General features: G+C 65.5%; 16 protein-coding genes. 7 read left to right on the forward strand and 9 right to left on the reverse strand.

From position 1 onward, the window contains the following. Window positions 1–66: 66 nt before the first annotated feature. The 3 genes from yajC to queA form a co-directional block, all read right to left on the reverse strand. On the reverse strand, window positions 67–396 hold the full coding sequence (yajC, locus tag E1N52_RS10180; protein ID WP_042262488.1) for a preprotein translocase subunit YajC: 330 nt from the start codon (window positions 394–396) through the stop codon (window positions 67–69). 221 nt (window positions 397–617) lie between these two features. After that, window positions 618–1817, reverse strand: a complete 1200-nt coding sequence (gene tgt, locus E1N52_RS10185; RefSeq protein WP_133182432.1) for a tRNA guanosine(34) transglycosylase Tgt — start codon at window positions 1815–1817, stop codon at window positions 618–620. 98 nt (window positions 1818–1915) lie between these two features. After that, entirely contained in the window at window positions 1916–2989 is a 1074-nt protein-coding gene (gene queA / locus E1N52_RS10190) for a tRNA preQ1(34) S-adenosylmethionine ribosyltransferase-isomerase QueA (protein WP_133182433.1), read from the reverse strand. A gap of 236 nt (window positions 2990–3225) precedes the next feature. Between queA and recG the strand changes: the two genes are divergently transcribed. From recG to ubiA, 6 genes are all read left to right on the forward strand, one after another. Beyond that, window positions 3226–5517 carry an ATP-dependent DNA helicase RecG gene (gene recG, locus E1N52_RS10195; protein ID WP_133182434.1) on the forward strand — a complete coding sequence of 764 codons (2292 nt, stop codon included), beginning with the start codon at window positions 3226–3228 and terminating at the stop codon, window positions 5515–5517. 162 nt (window positions 5518–5679) lie between these two features. Beyond that, entirely contained in the window at window positions 5680–6639 is a 960-nt protein-coding gene (locus E1N52_RS10200) for a hydrogen peroxide-inducible genes activator (protein ID WP_133182436.1), read from the forward strand. A 388-nt stretch (window positions 6640–7027) separates the two neighbouring features. Further along, entirely contained in the window at window positions 7028–8467 is a 1440-nt protein-coding gene (locus tag E1N52_RS10205; protein ID WP_133182438.1) for a catalase, read from the forward strand. Window positions 8468–8555: 88 nt separating this feature from the next. Next, window positions 8556–8732: a hypothetical protein gene (locus E1N52_RS44010; RefSeq protein WP_165979356.1), complete on the forward strand. Its 177-nt coding sequence runs from the start codon at window positions 8556–8558 to the stop codon at window positions 8730–8732. 167 nt (window positions 8733–8899) lie between these two features. Then, window positions 8900–9388 (forward strand): Dps family protein, encoded by a 489-nt coding sequence (locus E1N52_RS10210; RefSeq protein ID WP_028209467.1) that lies wholly within the window; start codon window positions 8900–8902, stop codon window positions 9386–9388. Between the two features lie 158 nt (window positions 9389–9546). Next, window positions 9547–10410, forward strand: a complete 864-nt coding sequence (gene ubiA, locus E1N52_RS10215) for a 4-hydroxybenzoate octaprenyltransferase (protein ID WP_133182620.1) — start codon at window positions 9547–9549, stop codon at window positions 10408–10410. Between the two features lie 73 nt (window positions 10411–10483). On the opposite strand, the gene proC is transcribed toward ubiA, so the two are convergent. From proC to E1N52_RS10245, 6 genes are all read right to left on the reverse strand, one after another. Continuing rightward, a complete protein-coding gene (gene proC, locus E1N52_RS10220; protein WP_133182440.1) occupies window positions 10484–11299 on the reverse strand; it encodes a pyrroline-5-carboxylate reductase in 816 nt (271 codons plus the stop codon). A 22-nt stretch (window positions 11300–11321) separates the two neighbouring features. Next, entirely contained in the window at window positions 11322–12020 is a 699-nt protein-coding gene (locus tag E1N52_RS10225) for a YggS family pyridoxal phosphate-dependent enzyme (protein ID WP_133182442.1), read from the reverse strand. Between the two features lie 177 nt (window positions 12021–12197). After that, window positions 12198–13427 carry a glycolate oxidase subunit GlcF gene (glcF, locus tag E1N52_RS10230; RefSeq protein ID WP_133182444.1) on the reverse strand — a complete coding sequence of 410 codons (1230 nt, stop codon included), beginning with the start codon at window positions 13425–13427 and terminating at the stop codon, window positions 12198–12200. Window positions 13428–13445: 18 nt separating this feature from the next. Next, window positions 13446–14534 (reverse strand): glycolate oxidase subunit GlcE, encoded by a 1089-nt coding sequence (glcE, locus tag E1N52_RS10235; protein ID WP_133182446.1) that lies wholly within the window; start codon window positions 14532–14534, stop codon window positions 13446–13448. A gap of 141 nt (window positions 14535–14675) precedes the next feature. Further along, window positions 14676–16181, reverse strand: coding sequence for an FAD-linked oxidase C-terminal domain-containing protein (locus E1N52_RS10240; RefSeq protein ID WP_028201996.1), 1506 nt, complete (start codon window positions 16179–16181; stop codon window positions 14676–14678). A gap of 48 nt (window positions 16182–16229) precedes the next feature. Beyond that, complete coding sequence (locus E1N52_RS10245; protein ID WP_133182448.1) at window positions 16230–17645, reverse strand: FAD-binding oxidoreductase; 1416 nt, start codon at window positions 17643–17645, stop codon at window positions 16230–16232. A gap of 194 nt (window positions 17646–17839) precedes the next feature. Between E1N52_RS10245 and E1N52_RS10250 the strand changes: the two genes are divergently transcribed. Then, on the forward strand, window positions 17840–18415 hold the full coding sequence (locus E1N52_RS10250; protein WP_133182450.1) for a cob(I)yrinic acid a,c-diamide adenosyltransferase: 576 nt from the start codon (window positions 17840–17842) through the stop codon (window positions 18413–18415). Window positions 18416–18485: the final 70 nt, after the last annotated feature.

An 18485-nucleotide genomic window follows, 5' to 3' on the forward strand; every position in this document is an offset into this window, starting at 1 on the left:
CGAGGGCGGGCCGGATGCGCGAGGCCGTTCTTTTGATGGCAACGGCCTCGGGGAAACCGTGAAGCTTTACAGCGACTTGATCGTGCCCTTCGGCAGGATGGTCGAGACCGACGACTTCTGCACGGTGATTTCCGTGCCGTCCGCGATTTCGACGCCGACGTAGGCTTCGCTGACCTTGGTCACCTTGCCGACGATGCCGCCGCTCGTGATCACTTCGTCGCCCTTGGCCATGGCCGCGAGCATGTTGCGATGTTCCTTCTGACGCTTCATCTGCGGACGGATCATGATGAAGTACAGCACAGCGAACATCAGAATGAGCGGCAGGAAGCTCATGAGGCTCGATTCGGCACCACCTGCTGCACTGCCTTGCGCGAAGGCATTGGAAATGAACGACACGTTGGTCTCTCCGTTTTTTACGATCAAAAAGCGAGCCGGTTATTCTACCACCGGCATTCATCGCGACGATGACGCAAAATAGGCTTTGCGATCAAGTGCTTATCCCGGATCCCGCCCCGGCGCGGCATGTGTGTGCGCGAAAACCGGGGCGGTGCGAGCGGACCGCATGCCTTGCCCGCGCCATCGTCACGAAAGGATATTGTAATGTTTGGCGTCCGGCGTTAGTCCACGCCGCGTGCGCGCTGCTCGGCGAAGCGCTGGCGGAACGCCGCGAACGTCTTCGTCTCGATCGCCGCGCGCATCTCGCTCATCAGCTCCAGGTAGTAGTGCAGATTGTGGATCGTGTTGAGCTGCGCGCCGAGGATCTCTCCCACGCGGTGCAGGTGGTGCAGGTAGCCGCGCGTGAAGTTGCGGCAGGTGTAGCAGCCGCATTGTTCGTCGAGCGGGCGCAGCGAGTTGCGGTGCACGGCGTTGCGGATCTTGATGTCGCCAAAGCGCGTGAAGATCCAGCCATTGCGCGCGTTGCGCGTGGGCATCACGCAGTCGAACATGTCGACGCCCGAGGCCACGCCCGCCACCAGGTCTTCCGGCGTGCCTACGCCCATCAGGTAGTGCGGCTTGTCGGCCGGCAGCTTCGGCGCGATGTGTTCCAGCACGCGCATCATGTCTTCCTTCGGTTCGCCCACCGAAAGACCGCCGATCGCATAGCCGTGGAACGGCATCTGCGAGAGGCCGGCGAGTGATTCGTCGCGCAGGTCCTCGAACATGCCGCCCTGCACGATGCCGAACAGTGCATTCGGGTTGCCGAGACGGTTGAACTCGTCGATCGAGCGCTGCGCCCAGCGCATCGACATGCGCATCGAATCCGCGGCTTCCTTGTGCGTGGTGGGCACGCCGTTGGTCGCGTAGGGCGTGCACTCGTCGAACTGCATGACGATGTCCGAGTTCAGCACCTTCTGGATCTGCATCGACACTTCGGGCGAGAGGAACAGCTTGTCGCCGTTGACGGGCGAGGCGAAGCGCACGCCGTCTTCCGAGATCTTGCGCAGGTCGCCGAGCGAGAACACCTGGAAGCCGCCCGAATCCGTGAGGATCGGCCGGTTCCAGCCCATGAAGCGATGCAGGCCGCCGTGCGCCTCGATTGTTTCCAGGCCCGGGCGCAGCCAGAGGTGGAAGGTGTTGCCGAGAATGATCTGCGCCTTCATCTCTTCGAGCTCGCGAGGCTGCGTGGCCTTCACGGTGCCGTACGTGCCCACGGGCATGAAGATCGGCGTCTCGACCACGCCGTGATTGAGCGTGACGCGGCCACGGCGGGCGAGGCCGTCGGTGCCGAGCAGTTCGAATTTCAGGCCGTTTTGCGGGCGTTCACCCAGATAGGCGCCGTGTTCGGCGCGTGCGTTGCTTTGATGACCGTCGGTCATGCGGTTGACTCCTGTGCAACCGGAAAACAGTCCGGCGCAGATGGTGAAACGCCGCCGCGCGTTCGATGTATCGCGCGACGGCTTGGGAAAGGTGCGTGTTACTTGTTGAGCGCGTCGTCGGTTCGGGTCAGCAGCATCGCGTCACCGTAACTGAAGAAGCGATAGCGTTCCGCAATCGCGTGACGATACGCAGCGCGTATCGTTTCGATGCCCGCGAACGCCGAAACGAGCATCAGGAGCGTGGACTTCGGCAGGTGGAAGTTCGTCACGAGCCGGTCCACCACACGGAACTGGTAGCCAGGCGTGATGAAGATATCGGTTTCCGCCTGCGTTGCCGCAAGCGCGCGGCCTTCGCGGTCGGCGTCGCGCGCAGCGGCTTCGAGCGCGCGCATCGAGGTCGTGCCCACGGCGATCACACGGCCGCCGCGCGCACGCGTGGCCGCGATCTTGTCGACGAGCGATTGCGGCAGTTCGTACCACTCGCTATGCATCTTGTGCTCGGCGATGTTCTCCACGCGCACCGGCTGGAACGTGCCCGCACCCACGTGCAGCGTGAGCGTGGCGCGCTCCACGCCTTGCGCGTCGAGTTGCGCGAGCAAGGCGTCGTCGAAGTGCAGGCCCGCCGTGGGCGCGGCCACCGCGCCCGGATTCTGCGCGAACACCGTTTGATAGCGCGTTTCGTCGCTCGCGTCGGCGTCGTGCGTGATGTAGGGCGGCAGCGGCAGACGGCCGTGCTGCTCGATCAGCGTGAGGCAGTCGTCGGGGAAGTGCAGTGTGTAGAACTGATCGACGCGCTCGCCCACCGTCACTTCGAACGCATCGGCGAGGCGCAGCACCGTGCCGGGGCCGGGGCTCTTGCTCGCGCGGATCTGCGCGAGCGCCGTGCGCGCGCCGGTCAGGCGCTCCACGAGCACCTCGATCTTGCCGCCGCTCGCCTTCTGGCCGAAGAAACGCGCCTTCAGCACCTTGGTATCGTTGAAGACGAGCAGGTCGCCCGCCGCGATGCACGCGGGCAGGTCGGAAAAGCGGCGATCGGTCAGACGCGCGGGTTGGCCTGGCAACTGCGTCGTGTTGTCGACCTCGAGCAAGCGGCTCGCGCTGCGCTCGGGCAGGGCGGTCTGCGCGATCAGTTCCTCGGGGAGGTCGAAATCGAAATCGGAAAGCTTGAACATGCGGCCTGAAATAACGGAAATGCGCCGGAGGCCCGGCGCGCGGCGGCTTTGCGGAGCCGAACCGTCGAACGGTTGTGCCCCAAAAAGCGGCTGCAATGGCCGTTCGTGCGTGACGAAAGGCTATGATTGCGGGACGTGCGCGATAGCGATGCGTGCGACGCGCCCGATGGCAGAGGCCTTGCGCCGCACGCGGCGCGCCATGCCGGAAAGCCGATATTGTACTTGCGAAGCTGCCCATGCCCCCATCCGTTAGCCGATTGATGTCCGAAGCCGATTCCGCGAGCGACGCGCCCGACGACGCGCGCACGCCCGAGGACGGCGCGCGCAAGCGGCAAACGGACGCGACGCAAGGGGCCGCAGCGCCCGCGCGCAAACGCGCCGCGAAAAAGTCCGCAGACAAGGCCGTGGAAGACGCCGTAGAAAAAGCCGCAGCCAAAGACAAGCCCAAGCTCACTAAAACCGCCGACCGCCTCGCCAAACTCGGCCTGCGTAGCGATATCGATCTCGTGCTGCATCTGCCGATGCGCTACGAGGACGAAACCACGCTCACGCCCATCGGCGAGCTGCTGCCGGGCGGCATCGCGCAAACCGAAGGCGTGGTGTTCGACAACGAGATCGCCTACCGGCCGCGCCGCCAGCTCCTCGTGAAGCTGGAGGATCACAACGGCGACCAGCTTCATTTGCGCTTCCTGAACTTCTACGGCTCGCAGGTCACACAGATGGCGATCGGCAAGCGCCTGCGCGTGCGCGGCGACGTGCGTGGCGGCTTCTTCGGCATGGAGATGGTGCATCCGGCGGTGAAGGTCGTGGAGGGCGACGCGCCGCTGCCGCAGGCGCTCACGCCGGTGTATCCGTCCACGGCGGGCGTGAGCCAGGCGTATCTGCGCAAGGCGATCGACAACGCGCTTTCGCGTGCGCATCTGCCAGAACTGCTACCGGATGCGGTGGCGCACGAGTTCATGGAGCCGCTGAATCTGCCGCCCTTGATGGACGCAGTGAAGACGCTGCACCACCCGCCCGTGAACGCCGACGAGCATGAGCTGATCGACGGCACGCATCCCGCGTGGACGCGCATCAAATTCGAGGAACTGCTCGCGCAGCAACTGTCGCTCAAGCGTGCGCACGAAGAGCGCCGCACGCGCGCCGCGCCGGCGATGGCGCGCCACATCGCGGGCCGCAAGAGCGATGAGACGCTGCTCGCGCGGCTGCGCGGCGCGCTGCCGTTCACGCTCACCGGCGCGCAGGAGCGCGTGGTGGCCGAAATCGCGCACGATCTCGAACAGCCGCACCCCATGCAGCGCCTGCTGCAAGGGGACGTGGGCAGCGGCAAGACCGTGGTCGCGGCGCTCGCGGCTGCGCAGGCCATCGACGCGGGCTACCAGGCCGCGCTCATGGCGCCCACCGAAATCCTCGCGGAACAGCACGCGCGCAAGCTGCGCGGCTGGCTCGAGCCGCTCGGCGTGCAGGTGGCGTGGCTCGCGGGCAGCCTCAAGGCGAAGGAAAAGCGCGCGGCGCTCGAAGCCGCGGCGCTCGGCACGGCGCAGCTCGTGATCGGCACGCACGCGATCATTCAGGAGGCCGTGGAATTCGCGCGCCTTGGCCTCGTGATCGTCGACGAGCAGCATCGCTTCGGCGTCGAGCAGCGGCTCGCGCTGCGCGCCAAGGCGCAGAATGCGAAGGCGCCTGGAGACACGCATCGCGAGTTTCAGCCGCATCAACTGATGATGTCGGCTACGCCGATCCCGCGCACGCTCGCCATGACGTACTACGCGGATCTCGACGTCTCCACCATCGACGAACTGCCGCCCGGCCGCACGCCGATCCTTACGAAGCTCATTTCCGACGCGCGCCGCGAGGAAGTGATCGCGCGCGTGCGCGCGGCGGCGCTCACGGGTCGTCAGGTGTACTGGGTATGTCCGCTGATCGAGGAAAGCGAGACGCTGCAGCTGCAAACGGCCGTCGAGACTTACGAAACGCTCGTGGCTGCGTTGCCGGAACTCACCGTGGGCCTCGTGCACGGGCGCCTCGCTTCCACGGACAAGGCCGCCGTCATGGATGCGTTCTCACGCAACGAGGTGCAACTGCTCGTGGCGACGACGGTCATCGAAGTGGGCGTGGACGTGCCCAACGCGTCGCTGATGGTGATCGAGCATGCCGAGCGCTTCGGCCTCGCGCAATTGCACCAGTTGCGCGGGCGCGTGGGGCGGGGCAGCGCCGCTTCGGTGTGCGTGCTGCTCTATACCGGGCCGTTGTCGCTCACGGGGCGCGCACGCCTGCAAACGATGCGCGAGACCACCGACGGCTTCGAGATCGCGCGCAAAGACCTCGAAATCCGCGGCCCCGGCGAATTCCTGGGCGCGCGTCAATCTGGCGCGGCGATGTTGCGCTTCGCGAACCTCGAGACCGACGCGTGGCTCATCGAGCCGGCGCGCGGCGCAGCCGATCGTCTGCTGCACGAGTTTCCGCTCGTCGTCACGCAGCATTTGAACCGTTGGCTCGGCGCCCGCGAGCAGTACCTGAAAGCCTAAATAGTCCAACTGCGAGTCCATTGCGCGGAACCTGCGCGCGCCTACGCCGTCTGACCCTTTTGCGCTGATCACGCCCCGCATAGGGGTGTTGATTATTGGCGAATCACCGCCATAGGTGTATAACTACAAGCTATTGATTCACCTTTTTTGATTGGTCCCCGAATGACGCTCACTGAACTGAAATATATTGTCGCGGTAGCTCGAGAGCGCCACTTCGGACGGGCAGCGGAAGCCTGCTTCGTGAGCCAGCCGACCCTTTCGGTCGCGATCAAGAAGCTCGAAGACGAACTGAACGTGCAGATCTTCGAGCGCGGCACGAGCGAGGTGAGCGTGACGCCCATCGGCGAGCAGATCGTCACGCAAGCGCAGCGCGTGCTCGAACAGACGCTCGCGATCAAGGAAATCGCCAAGCAGGGCAAGGACCCGCTCGTGGGGCCGCTGCGCCTTGGCGTGATCTATACGATCGGGCCCTACCTGCTGCCCACGCTCGTCAAGCAGATGATCAAGCGCGTGCCGCAAATGCCGCTCATGCTGCAGGAGAACTACACGCTCAAGCTCATCGAGCTGCTCAAGCAGGGCGAGATCGACGTGGCGATCATGGCGCTGCCGTTCCCCGAAACCGGCCTCACGCTGCGGCCGCTCTATGACGAACCGTTCGTCGTGGCGCTGCCGTCGGGCCATGCTTGGGAACAACGTCCGAAGATCGACCCGGACGACCTCAAGCAGGAAACCATGCTGCTGCTCGGCAGCGGTCATTGCTTCCGCGACCACGTGCTGGGCGTGTGCCCGGAACTGATGCGCTTCTCGCAGAACGCCGACGGCATCCAGAAAACGTTCGAAGGCTCGTCGCTGGAGACGATTCGTCATATGGTCGCGAGCGGCGTGGGCATTACCGTGCTGCCGCGCATGTCGGTGACCGAGGTGAAGCCGCACGCGGGCGGCGTGGATTCCGGGCTGCTTTCCTATGTGCCGTTCGACGAACCCGTGCCGGACCGCCGCGTGGTCCTCGCATGGCGCAAGAGCTTCACGCGCATGCCGGCGATCGAGGCGATCGTCGACGCCATTCACGCCTGCGATCTGCCCGGTGTGAAGAAGATCGAGGCGCCTGCCGAAGCGGCCTGACGTACATCGCGCCGTGCGCTTTCGGGCTGCGCGGCGCGTTTGCCTCTCCGGCGCGGCATTCGTCCGCGCCACCATTCCCCAGTCTTACGTTTCTTGCGACCCCAATAATCAACGTCTATTCGATAGATTGAATAAATCAAATTACAGATATCGATAGTCATTGATAAAGTTTCCTCTAACCGATCCCAACCGGAAACCCCTGGAGGAAGCGATGCAAACCACCACCCCGAACACTCCCAGCACGTCGGCACGCGCCCATTCTGGCCTTCGCACCGTGTGGTTCTCGCTGCTCGTCGACCGAGCGCTGTCCGCCTGACGGCCACGCGCCATCCCGAAGCAAATATCACCGAATTCCAGAACACACACGCAAGCAAGGAAGGAATCCAGCATGACCGACCGTACTCTCACCTCGGCAGCCGGCGCGCCCGTCGTCGATAACCAGAACTCGCTCACCGCCGGTCGGCGCGGCCCGGTGATGCTGCAGGACGTGTGGCTCCTCGAAAAGCTCGCGCACTTCGACCGCGAAGTGATTCCCGAACGCCGCGTGCACGCGAAGGGCTCGGGCGCGTTCGGCACGCTCAAGGTCACGCACGACATCTCGCGCTATACGAAGGCGAAAGTGTTCGGCGAGGTCGGCAAGGAAACGCCGCTCTTCATCCGCTTCTCGACCGTGGCGGGCGAGCGCGGTGCGGCCGACGCCGAGCGCGACGTGCGCGGCTTCTCGATCAAGTTCTACACGGAAGAGGGCAACTGGGACATCGTCGGCAATAACACGCCGGTGTTCTTTATTCGCGATCCGCTCAAGTTCCCGGACTTCATCCACACGCAAAAACGTGATCCGCGCACCAACATGCGCAACAACGTGGCGGCGTGGGACTTCTGGTCGCGTCATCCGGAGTCGCTGCATCAGGTGACGATCCTCATGAGCGATCGCGGCATTCCGAAGAACTATCGCCAGCAGCACGGTTTCGGCTCGCACACGTTCTCGTTCATCAACGCGAATAACGAGCGCTTCTACGTGAAGTTCCACTTCAAGTCGGCGCAGGGCGTGGAGAACTACAGCGATGCCGAAGCCGCGCAAGTGATTGCTCAGGACCGCGAATCGGCGCAGCGCGATCTCTTCAACGAGATCGACAAGGGCAATTTCCCGAAGTGGCATTTCCGCATTCAGGTGATGCCAGAGGCCGATGCCGCGAAGGTGCCGTACAACCCGTTCGACATCACGAAGATCTGGCCGCACAAGGACTATCCGCTGATCGACGTGGGCACGATCGAGCTGAACCGCAATCCGGAGAACTATTTCGCCGATGTCGAGCAGGCCGCTTTCACGCCGGCGAACGTGGTGCCGGGCATCGGTTTCTCGCCGGATCGCTTGTTGCAGGGGCGTCTGTTCTCGTATGGCGACACGCAGCGCTATCGCCTCGGTGTGAACCATCACCAGATTCCGGTGAACGCGCCGCGCTGCCCGTTCCACTCGTTCCATCGCGACGGCGCGATGCGCACTGACGGCAACCTGGGCGGCAACGTGAACTACGAACCGAGCCGTTTCGGCGACTTCGCGCAGCGTCCGCAGGCGGGTGAGCCGCCGCTCGCGGCCGGTGCGGTCGATCACTACGATCACCGCGAAGACGACGATTACTACAGCCAGCCGGGCGCGTTGTTCCGGCTGTTCGATGCGCGCCAGCGCGAGCGGCTTTTCGCGAACATCGCCCGGCATATCAACGGCGTGCCGGCGGAGATCGTGGAGCGCCAGATCGAGCACTTCCGCCGCGCCGATCCGGCGTATGCGCAAGGCGTGATCGACGCGATCGCGAAGCTGGCGAAGTAAGGACGCGGGCGCGGTTTGTTGTCACAACCTTGAGACAGCGAGCCGCGCCCGAAGCAGGACTTCGAGGAAACACCACAGGAGCACGATCATGACCCGAACGATGACGATGACCCTCAAGACCATGGGCCCAGGAAATGCGACCGCGATGGCGCGCACGCGCGCGCAAGGCACGGAGATCGTGCGCCGGGTGGTGGGCTTCGCGATCGTGGCGAGCGGTTTCGTGGCGATCGCCACGCAAGCCTTCGCACACCTGGCGGGGCACTGAACGAGCCGGGCACGTTGCTGCACAGTAGGGTCGGATGAGCGGGCTTTCTGATATTTCCAGGCTACACTGACGACCGATCGAGCGCTCGCGCGCCAGTTTTTCAAGGCGCAGGCGGCGCAACAGGATCGTCAAGCACGCGTAGTCTCACTGCTACACAAGGAGTCGTCATGGCCAAAAAAGCAACCGTACAGCACGTGAATATCGGTATCAGCGACAAGGATCGCAAGAAGATCGCGGACGGTCTCTCGCGCCTGCTCGCGGACACCTACACGCTGTATCTGAAGACGCACAACTTCCACTGGAACGTCACGGGGCCGATGTTCAACACGCTCCACCTGATGTTCGAAGGGCAGTACAACGAACTCGCACTGGCCGTGGACGCCATCGCCGAGCGTATTCGTGCGTTGGGCGTGCATGCGCCGGGCAGCTACAAGGAATTCGCGAAGCTCTCGTCGATTCCCGAAGCGGACGGCGTGCCGGCCGCGGAAGACATGATTCGCCAATTGGTGGAAGGCCAGGAAGCCGTGGTGCGCACCGCGCGCGCAATTTTCCCGTCGACGGAAGCGGCCAACGACGAACCGACCGCCGACCTGCTCACGCAACGCATGCAGACGCACGAAAAGACCGCGTGGATGCTGCGCTCGCTGCTGGCCTGATGCCGATGCAGCGCCTGGGCGCTGCACCTGAAGCACGATTAGCACGATGAAAGGCCCGCCGGATGTCCGGCGGGCCTTTGTTTTTGCGCGGGTGCGGCTCGCGGCGACGGCGTGCCGCCGTGGCCTACAATAGCGGCATCGCTTTTCCCGCCCCGATCATGTTCGCCCGACTCCCGCTCTATTTGCGGCTCGTCCGCATGGACAAGCCGATCGGCAGCCTGCTGCTGCTGTGGCCGACGCTCAACGCGCTATGGATCGCCTCGGACGGCCATCCGCCCCTCTCGCTGCTGATCATTTTCACGGTCGGCACCGTGCTGATGCGCTCGGCGGGCTGCGCGATCAACGACTACGCCGACCGCGACTTCGACCGCCACGTGAAACGCACGGCCGAACGCCCCATCACGTCGGGTCGCATTCGCGCCTGGGAAGCGGTGGCGATTGCCGCGGGCCTCGCGCTCGTGTCGTTCCTGTTGATCCTGCCGCTCAATGCGCTGACGAAGCAGCTTTCGGTCGTGGCGCTGTTCGTGGCGGCGTCGTATCCGTTCACCAAGCGCTTTTTCGCGATTCCGCAGGCGTATCTGGGCATTGCGTTCGGCTTCGGCATTCCTATGGCCTTCGCCGCCGTGCAGGATCACGTGCCGGCGCTCGCGTGGATCATGCTGTGCGCGAACGTGTTCTGGTCCGTGGCCTACGACACCGAGTACGCGATGGTCGATCGCGACGACGACATCAAGATCGGCATTCGCACCTCGGCGCTCACGTTCGGCCGCTTCGACGTGCTCGCGATCATGCTCTGCTATGCGGCCACGCTCGGCATTTACGTGTGGGTGGGCGTGACGCTGGGCTTCGGCTGGCTCTACTGGCTCGGCTGGGCGGCCGCCGTGGGCTGCGCCATCTACCATTACACGCTCATCAAGAACCGCGAGCGCATGCCGTGCTTCGCCGCGTTCCGCCATAACAACTGGCTGGGCGGCGTGCTGTTCGTCGGGATTGCGGCCCACTACGCCGTCGCGGGACTCTGAGGCCAGATCGATGAAAAAAGCGCCGGGTGCATGACACACCCGGCGCTTTTTTTATCTGGACGCTGCAGCAGGTTTACTGCTTGCCGAATTCCTCGCCCATTTCCTTCGCACGTGCATCGGCCGCGAGCGCGCCCTTGACGATGGCGGCCTTCACGCCCGACGCGTCGAACGACGCCAGCGCCGCAGCGGTCGTGCCGCCCTTGGAGGTCACACGCTCGCGCAGCACGGCGGGCGGCTCGTCCGATTGCAGCGCGAGTTGCGCCGCGCCCGTGAACGTGGCGATGGCGAGCGCGCGGCCTTGCTGCTCGTCCATGCCGAGCTGGCGCGCCGCTTCTTCGAGCGCTTCGATGAAGTAGAAGACGTAGGCTGGGCCGCTGCCCGAGATGCCCGTGACCGCGTCGATCTTCGCTTCGTCGTCGAACCAGACCGTTTGGCCGACTGCGCCGAGCACATCCGAAGCGAGCTGGCGGCCCGCTGCGTCCACGCCGCTGCTCGCGACGAGGCCGGTTGCGCCCATGCCGATCAGCGCGGGCGTGTTCGGCATCGTGCGCACGACGCGCGCGTGGCCACCCAGCCAACGCGAGAGGTCGTCGATGCGAATGCCGGCCATGATGCTGATGACGACCTGATTGGCGCCCAGGTGCGGGGCGATGCCTTCGGCCACGGCCTTGGCGATTTGCGGCTTCACGGCGATCAGAACCGCGTCGTAAGAAGCGAGCGCGGAGTCCGCCGCAGCGCCGGTGCGCACGCCGAACTGCTCGGCGCTGCGCTTGCGGGCGTCCTCGTTCGGATCGATCGCGTAGAGGTTGTCGGCGGGAACGCCCTTGCGGATCAGGCCGCCGATGAGTGCGGCGGCCATGTTGCCGCCGCCGATGAAGGCAATTTTCATGGTGATGGAATCGTTCAGTGAATCAGTGAGAGTAGTCGCGCGCGCCGAAAATCGCGGTGCCGACGCGCACGATCGTCGCGCCTTCGAGCACCGCGGCTTCGAGGTCGGCCGACATGCCCATGGAGAGCGTGTCGAGCGCGAGGCCTTCTGCGCGTAGCGCGTCGAACAGCTCGCGCAGTTGGCGGTGCGGCGCGCGTTGCGCCTCGAGCGAGGTTTCCGGCTCGGGAATCGACATGAGCCCGCGCAGGCGCAGGTTGGGCAGGGCGGCGATCTGGCGCGCGACCTGCTGCGCTTCTTGCGGGGTGACGCCGCTCTTGCTGGCCTCGCCGCTCACGTTGACCTGGAGGCAGACGTTGAGCGGCGCCATGCCGGCGGGACGTTGCGCCGACAGGCGTTCGGCAATCTTCAGACGATCGACCGAATGGACCCAGTCGAAGCGCTCGGCTACGGGGCGTGTCTTGTTCGATTGGAGCGGCCCGATGAAATGCCATTCGATGCTCGCGCGCAAGTCGGCGAGCGCCTCGATCTTGTCCACGGATTCCTGCACGTAGTTCTCGCCGAACGCACGCTGGCCAGCGGCGTGAGCGGCGCGCACGTCCTGCGCGGGAAATGTTTTCGAAACCGCGAGCAACTCCACGCTTTTCGGGTCGCGGCCGGCGTTGCGGGCGGCGGCGGCGATGCGCTCGCGGACAGCTTCGAGATTGTGGGAGAGATCGGTCATCGGGGCTGAAGGCTGGCGCGTGAAATGCCGGGCGCCGCTTTTGGATCCAAAACGAACAGAACGACGGCCATTATACGGACTGCGCACGGCGCGAAACACTGGCCAGAAAGGCTATACCGAATGGCCGACTGTTGGCGCGCCGCGCGTCTTGTTACGCTGGTTCCGTTCCCGATCGGTTCAATTCGTCACCAGCATATGTTCGACCAGCTCAATCCAGTGCGTGACCGGAATCGCCGTGCCGCTTTGCAGGTGCGTGATGCAGCCGATGTTGGCGGAGACGATCAATTGCGGCTCCAGCGCCTGCAGCCGGTCCACTTTCTGGTTGCGCAGCGTGTAGGAAAGGCGCGGCTGCATGATCGAATACGTGCCCGCAGAGCCGCAGCAGAGATGGCTGTCGGCGGGCAGTCGCACGTCGAGTCCGAGCGCGGTGAGCAGCCGTTCCACGCCACCACGCAACTGCTGGCCATGCTGAAGCGTGCAGGGCGGATGCCAGGCTACCGTCTTGATGCCGCGCCGCCTCGTCGCGGCCACGAGCTGTTCCTCGAATGCGGGCAGCAGCTCCGAAAGATCGCGTGTGAGCTCGACCACGCGGCGCGCTTTTTCCACATAGGCCGGATCGTCGCGCAGCAGGTGCGCGTATTCCTTCACCGTCGCGCCGCAGCCCGAGGCGTTCATCACGATCGCTTCCGCGCCTTGCTCGATGTAGGGCCACCAGGCGTCGATGTTCGCGCGCACATCGTCGAGCGCATCGTCGGCGTAGCCCATATGCAGGCGAATCGCGCCGCAGCAGCCCGATTGCGGCGCGACGATCGTTTCGATGCCAAGGGCGTCCAGCACGCGCGCGGTCGCGGTATTGATGTTGGGCATCATCGAGGGCTGCACGCAGCCTTGCAGCATCAGCATCTTGCGCGTGTGCTTCGCCGTGGGCCACGCGAGCGAGCGCTGGCGCACCGGCACCTTGTCGCGCAGGCGTTTGGGCAGAAGCGGCCGCACCTGCTGGCCGAGGCGCATGGCCGGCGTGAAGAGGGCGCGGCGCGGCAGCACGCCCGCGAGCAGGCGGCGCATGACGCGCTGGCGCAGCGGACGCTTCACCATCTGTTCGGCATGCTTGCGGCCCACTTCCACGAGGCGCCCGTATTGCACGCCGGAAGGGCAGGTGGTCTCGCAACTGCGGCAGGTGAGGCAGCGGTCGAGGTGCGTGAGCGTGCTCTTCGTGACTGGCGCGCCTTCCACCATCTGCTTCATGAGATAGATGCGCCCGCGCGGGCCGTCCAGCTCGTCGCCGAGCAACTGATAGGTTGGGCAGGTCGCGGTGCAGAAGCCGCAATGCACGCACTTGCGCAGGATCGCGTCGGCTTCGTCGCCGTCGGGGGTGTTGCGTATGAAGTCCGCGAGGTTCGTCTGCATTGCCGCGTGTGGGTGTCGTCAGAAGTCGGAATACAGCCGGCCGCGATTGAAGATGCGGGCCGGGTCGAAGGCGGCCTTCAGGCCGCGATGGATCTTCATGAGCGGCGCGGGCAAAGGCGTGAAGACCCCCGCGCTGCGGTCGTAGTCGCGCCCTGTGCGGAACATCGTGGCGTGACCGCCGGCTTGCTTCGCGCTGATACGCACCGTTTGCGCGTCGGTTTCCGTGATCCACCAGCGCTGCGCGCCGCCCCATTCCATGAGCTGCGCGCCCGGCAACTGCAGGGGCTCGGCGATCGAGGGCAGCGCGAGCCGCCACAGCGCCGCGTTGGGCGCAATCGACGCAAAGAACGGATCGGTCTGCTCGCGCAGGCCCGCCCAGAAGCGCTCGGCCTCCACAGCGTCCACCACTTCGCCGCCCAGGCTCGCGCGGGCCGTCTTCACCGCGGCTTCCGCGCCCGCGAGGCGGACCGCGAGCGTGCCGTTGCGCCAGGCGCTCGCCGTCATCGGCAGCGGGCGGCCGCCCCATTCGTTGAGCTTGCGCACGGCGTCGGTGCCGTTCATGTCGAACTTGAGCGTGGTTTCCGCTTGCGGTACCGGCAGCACCTTCACCGAAAGCTCCAGCAGCAGGCCGAGCGTGCCGAGCGACCCCGCCATGAGCCGCGAAACGTCGTAGCCCGCGACGTTCTTCACGACCTGGCCGCCGAAATGCAGCACCTCGCCGTGGCCGTTCATGAGCACCGCGCCCAGCACGAAGTCGCGCGGTGCGCCCGCGCTCGCCCGCCGCGGCCCGGCAATGCCTGCGGCAATGCAGCCGCCCAGGGTGGCCTGTGCGCCGAAGTGCGGCGGCTCGAACGCGAGCATCTGGCTGTGGGCCGCGAGCGCCGTTTCGATTTCCGCAAGCGGTGTGCCGGCGCGCGCCGTGATCACCAGTTCTGCCGGGTCGTACGCGGTGATGCCGCGGTGCGCGCGCGTGTCGAGAATCTCGCCTTCGAGCGACTGGCCGTACCAGTCCTTCGTGCCCCCGCCGCGAATGCGCAGCGCCCGGCCATCGGCGCTCGCCGCCCGGATGCGTTCGGACCAGTCCGAGACGATGTCGTCCTCTTCCATGTCGTGATGGTCGCGCTCGTTCGTTATATGGTTCGTTCGATTGTACTGAGCGAACCTCTCCTGACAACCCGGAGCGGACCCTCATGCGGGTCACGCGATATGCATAGACTGCGCGGTGCCGGGTGGGTGTTTGCGCGTCTGTCAGAACCGCGGCAACTCGGGGTGTGGCAGCAGATTCCCCCGCACGTGCATGCGCCCGTACTCGGCGCAGCGCGCACGGGTGGGGATGCCCTTGTCGGGGTTGAGCAACCTGGCCGGGTCGAACGCGTGTTTTACCGCATGAAACGCGTCGCGCTCCTGAGGCGAGAATTGCACGCACATCGAATTGATCTTTTCGATGCCCACGCCGTGCTCGCCCGTCACGGTGCCACCCAGTTCGACGCAGGTCTCGAGAATGTCCGAGCCGAAGGCCTCTGCGCGGTGCCATTCGTCGAGGTCGTTGCCGTTGAAGAGAATGAGCGGGTGCATGTTGCCGTCGCCGGCATGGAAGACGTTGATGCAGCGCAGTCCATACTGCTTTTCCATTTCGTGGATGCGCGCAAGCAGCGGCCCGATCGCGCGGCGCGGCACAGTGCCGTCCATGCAGTAGTAGTCGGGCGAGATGCGGCCCGCCGCCGGAAACGCATTCTTGCGGCCCGACCAGAAGCGCAGGCGTTCTTCCTCGGTGCGCGAGATCTGGATGCGCGTGGCGCCATGCTCGCGCAGCACCGTGGTCGTGCGCGCGATCTCGTCGGCGACTTCCTCGGGCGTGCCGTCGGCTTCGCACAGCAGGATCGCGGCGGCGTCGAGGTCGTAGCCCGCGTTCACGAACTCTTCCACGGCGCGCGTGGCCGGCTTGTCCATCATTTCGAGGCCGGCCGGTATGATGCCCGAGGCAATGATGCCCGCCACGGCATCGCCGCCTTTCACGACGTCGTCGAAGCTCGCCATGATGACTTGCGCGGTTTGCGGGCGCGGAATCAGCTTGACGGTCACTTCGGTCACGATCGCGAACATGCCTTCGCTGCCGATCATTACCGCGAGCAGATCGAGGCCCGGTGCATCGGGCGCGAGCGAGCCGAATTCGACGATCTCGCCGTCCATCGTCACTGCGCGTACGCGCAGCACGTTGTGCACCGTGAGGCCGTACTTGAGGCAATGGACCCCGCCCGAATTCTCCGAAACGTTGCCGCCTATCGTGCAAGCGATCTGCGACGAAGGGTCTGGCGCGTAGTAAAGGCCGAAGGGCGCCGCCGCTTCGGAAACGGCCAGATTGCGCACGCCGGGCTGCACGGTCGCCGTGCGCGCGTAGGGATCGACTTCGAGGATGCGCTTGAAGCGCGCGAGCGAAAGCACAATGCCGTGCCGGATCGGCATGGCGCCGCCCGAGAGGCCGGTGCCCGCGCCGCGCGGCACGACCGGCACGTCGAGGCGCCGGCAGATCTGCACGATGCGTTGCACTTGCGACTCGGTTTCCGGCAGCGCCACGGCGAGCGGCAGCCGACGGTACGCGGCAAGGCCGTCGCACTCGTAGGCGACGGTGTCCTCCTCGCGATGCAGCAGGCAATGCGCCGGCAGCACGGCCATCAGCGCCTGGACTACCTCGCGCTGACGTTGCGCGAGCGCTTCCGGGCTCAGCTCGGGCAAGTTCGCCTCTGGTGCGTTCATCTCTCCTCCCGTCTGTTGCGCTTGTGTGCGCTTCTCAGCGCTTGTCGGTTACACCGCCCAGCTGAAGATCTTGCCCGGGTTCATCAGGTTGTGCGGATCGAGTGCGTGCTTGATTGCGCGCATCGTGTCGATGGTGTCCGCGCCGTGCTCTTCCACGAGGAAATCCATCTTGTGCAGGCCTACGCCGTGTTCGCCCGTGCAGGTGCCGTCCATCGCGATCGCACGCTGCACGATGCGGTGATTCAGGCGCTCGGCCTCGTCGATTTCCTCGGGCTTGTCTGGGTCGATCAGGATCGCCACGTGGAAGTTGCCGTCGCCCACGTGGCCGACGATCGGGCAGGGCAGCGGCGAGGCTTTGAGATCGGTTTCCGTCTCGATCACGCATTCGGCGAGACGCGAGATCGGCACGCACACGTCGGTCGTCACGGCGCGGCAGCCGGGTTTGAGCTGCAGCATCGCGAAGTAAGCGTTGTGGCGCGCGTTCCACAGGCGGCTGCGGTCTTCGGGGCGTGTGGCCCACTCGAAGCCTTCGCCGCCGTGCTGCGCGGCAAGCTCCTGTACGAGTTGCGCCTGCTCAGCGACACCGGCCTCGGTGCCGTGAAATTCGAAGAAAAGCGTGTGCTTTTCGCGCAGCGTGAGGTTCGAATGTTTGTTGATCGCGCGCACCGCGAGCGAGTCGATGAACTCCACGCGCGCGATCGGCACGCCGATCTGGATCGTCTCGATCACCGTGCGCACGGCCTCTGCCATCGAAGGGAACGCGCACACCGCGGCCGAGACTGCCTCGGGCTGCGGATAGAGTCGCACCGTGATTTCGGTGATCACGCCGAGCGTGCCTTCCGAGCCGACGAAAAGGCGTGTGAGGTCGTAGCCCGCCGACGACTTGCGTGCGCGCGTGCCGGTTTTGACCACGCGGCCGTCGGCGAGCACGGCGGTCAGGCCGAGCACGTTCTCGCGCATCGTGCCGTAGCGCACGGCATTGGTGCCCGAGGCGCGCGTGGCCGTCATGCCGCCGATGCTCGCATCGGCGCCCGGGTCGATCGGGAAGAACAGACCCGTGTCGCGCAGCGCCTCATTGAGCTGCTTGCGCGATATGCCAGGCTCGACGGTCACGGTGAGATCTTCGGCGTTGATCGAGAGCACGCGGTTCATTTGCGAGAGGTCGATCGAGACGCCGCCCTGCACGGCCAGCAAGTGACCTTCGAGCGACGAGCCGTTGCCGTAGGGAATGATCGGTACGCCATGACGGGCGCACAGCTTCACGATGGTCTGGATATCCTCGGTGCTCTGCGCGAACACCACGGCGTCGGGCAGTTGCGGGTCGAAGGGCGATTCGTCGCGGCCGTGATGGGCGCGTACGGCTTCGGAGGTGGACACGCGTTCGCCGAACGCGCTGCGCAGTTGATCGAGGAGTTCAGTGGGGAACGGGCGGCGTGCGAGGGCCGGCGGCGCGGGGTGATTCACGCGGGTGTCTCCTTCGTATGGGTATGACTTCTGGCTCGATCCATTTTACGCTGAACGTTCGCGCCGCAAAGCCGCGCTCCTTTTGCTGCGGTGCACGAAACCTATAATGGGGCCGGCAGCCGTGGGCGCCTCGCACGGCGCCGGGCGCACGTGATGCGCGACATGCGCGTATTTACAGCTTCGGAGAGCACAACATGGGCAATCGCCTGAGCAAGATTGCAACGCGCACCGGCGACGACGGCTCGACCGGACTCGGCGACGGCAGCCGCGTGCGCAAGGACGACGCGCGCATCGCCGCGATTGGCGACGTCGACGAGCTGAACTCGCAGATCGGCGTACTGCTGTGCGAAACGCTCCCCGACGACGTGCGCGAGGCGCTCGTCGCGATCCAGCACGACCTGTTCGATCTGGGCGGCGAGCTGTGCATACCGGGCCACACGCTCGTGACCGACGAACACCTCGCGCGGCTCGACGGCTGGCTCGAGCACTACAACGCCACGCTGCCGCCGCTCAAGGAATTCATCCTCCCGGGCGGCTCGCGGGCGGCGGCGCTCGCGCATGTGTGCCGCACCGTATGCCGGCGTGCCGAGCGCGCGGTCGTCGCATTGGGTGCTTCGGCGAACTCAGGCCCGCCGCTCGCCGATACGCCGCGCCGTTATGTCAACCGGCTTTCCGACCTGCTGTTCGTGCTCGCTCGCGTGCTCAACCGGGCCGCGGGCGGCAGCGACGTGCTCTGGCGGCACGACCGGGGCACGGGCAAGGGCGCGTAAGACATAAAAGGGCGTGAGCAAGCGCCGCCCTCGTCCGAAAAAGACTGTTTCCCGCATCGCAAAAGCTCCT

Origin of the sequence: Paraburkholderia guartelaensis (assembly GCF_004353905.1) — a bacterium.
GTDB lineage: Bacteria > Pseudomonadota > Gammaproteobacteria > Burkholderiales > Burkholderiaceae > Paraburkholderia > Paraburkholderia guartelaensis.

What these genes read in the sequence shown, in the direction of transcription:
- E1N52_RS44010 (WP_165979356.1), top strand. Translation starts at nt 8,556, where the DNA reads ATGACCCGAACGATGACGATGACCCTCAAGACCATGGGCCCAGGAAAT.
- E1N52_RS10225 (WP_133182442.1), bottom strand. Translation starts at nt 12,020, where the DNA reads ATGACCGATCTCTCCCACAATCTCGAAGCTGTCCGCGAGCGCATCGCC.
- E1N52_RS10240 (WP_028201996.1), bottom strand. Translation starts at nt 16,181, where the DNA reads ATGAACGCACCAGAGGCGAACTTGCCCGAGCTGAGCCCGGAAGCGCTC.
- E1N52_RS10200 (WP_133182436.1), top strand. Translation starts at nt 5,680, where the DNA reads ATGACGCTCACTGAACTGAAATATATTGTCGCGGTAGCTCGAGAGCGC.
- glcF (WP_133182444.1), bottom strand. Translation starts at nt 13,427, where the DNA reads ATGCAGACGAACCTCGCGGACTTCATACGCAACACCCCCGACGGCGAC.
- recG (WP_133182434.1), top strand. Translation starts at nt 3,226, where the DNA reads ATGCCCCCATCCGTTAGCCGATTGATGTCCGAAGCCGATTCCGCGAGC.
- queA (WP_133182433.1), bottom strand. Translation starts at nt 2,989, where the DNA reads ATGTTCAAGCTTTCCGATTTCGATTTCGACCTCCCCGAGGAACTGATC.
- E1N52_RS10210 (WP_028209467.1), top strand. Translation starts at nt 8,900, where the DNA reads ATGGCCAAAAAAGCAACCGTACAGCACGTGAATATCGGTATCAGCGAC.
- E1N52_RS10205 (WP_133182438.1), top strand. Translation starts at nt 7,028, where the DNA reads ATGACCGACCGTACTCTCACCTCGGCAGCCGGCGCGCCCGTCGTCGAT.
- proC (WP_133182440.1), bottom strand. Translation starts at nt 11,299, where the DNA reads ATGAAAATTGCCTTCATCGGCGGCGGCAACATGGCCGCCGCACTCATC.
- glcE (WP_133182446.1), bottom strand. Translation starts at nt 14,534, where the DNA reads ATGGAAGAGGACGACATCGTCTCGGACTGGTCCGAACGCATCCGGGCG.
- ubiA (WP_133182620.1), top strand. Translation starts at nt 9,547, where the DNA reads ATGTTCGCCCGACTCCCGCTCTATTTGCGGCTCGTCCGCATGGACAAG.
- E1N52_RS10250 (WP_133182450.1), top strand. Translation starts at nt 17,840, where the DNA reads ATGGGCAATCGCCTGAGCAAGATTGCAACGCGCACCGGCGACGACGGC.
- tgt (WP_133182432.1), bottom strand. Translation starts at nt 1,817, where the DNA reads ATGACCGACGGTCATCAAAGCAACGCACGCGCCGAACACGGCGCCTAT.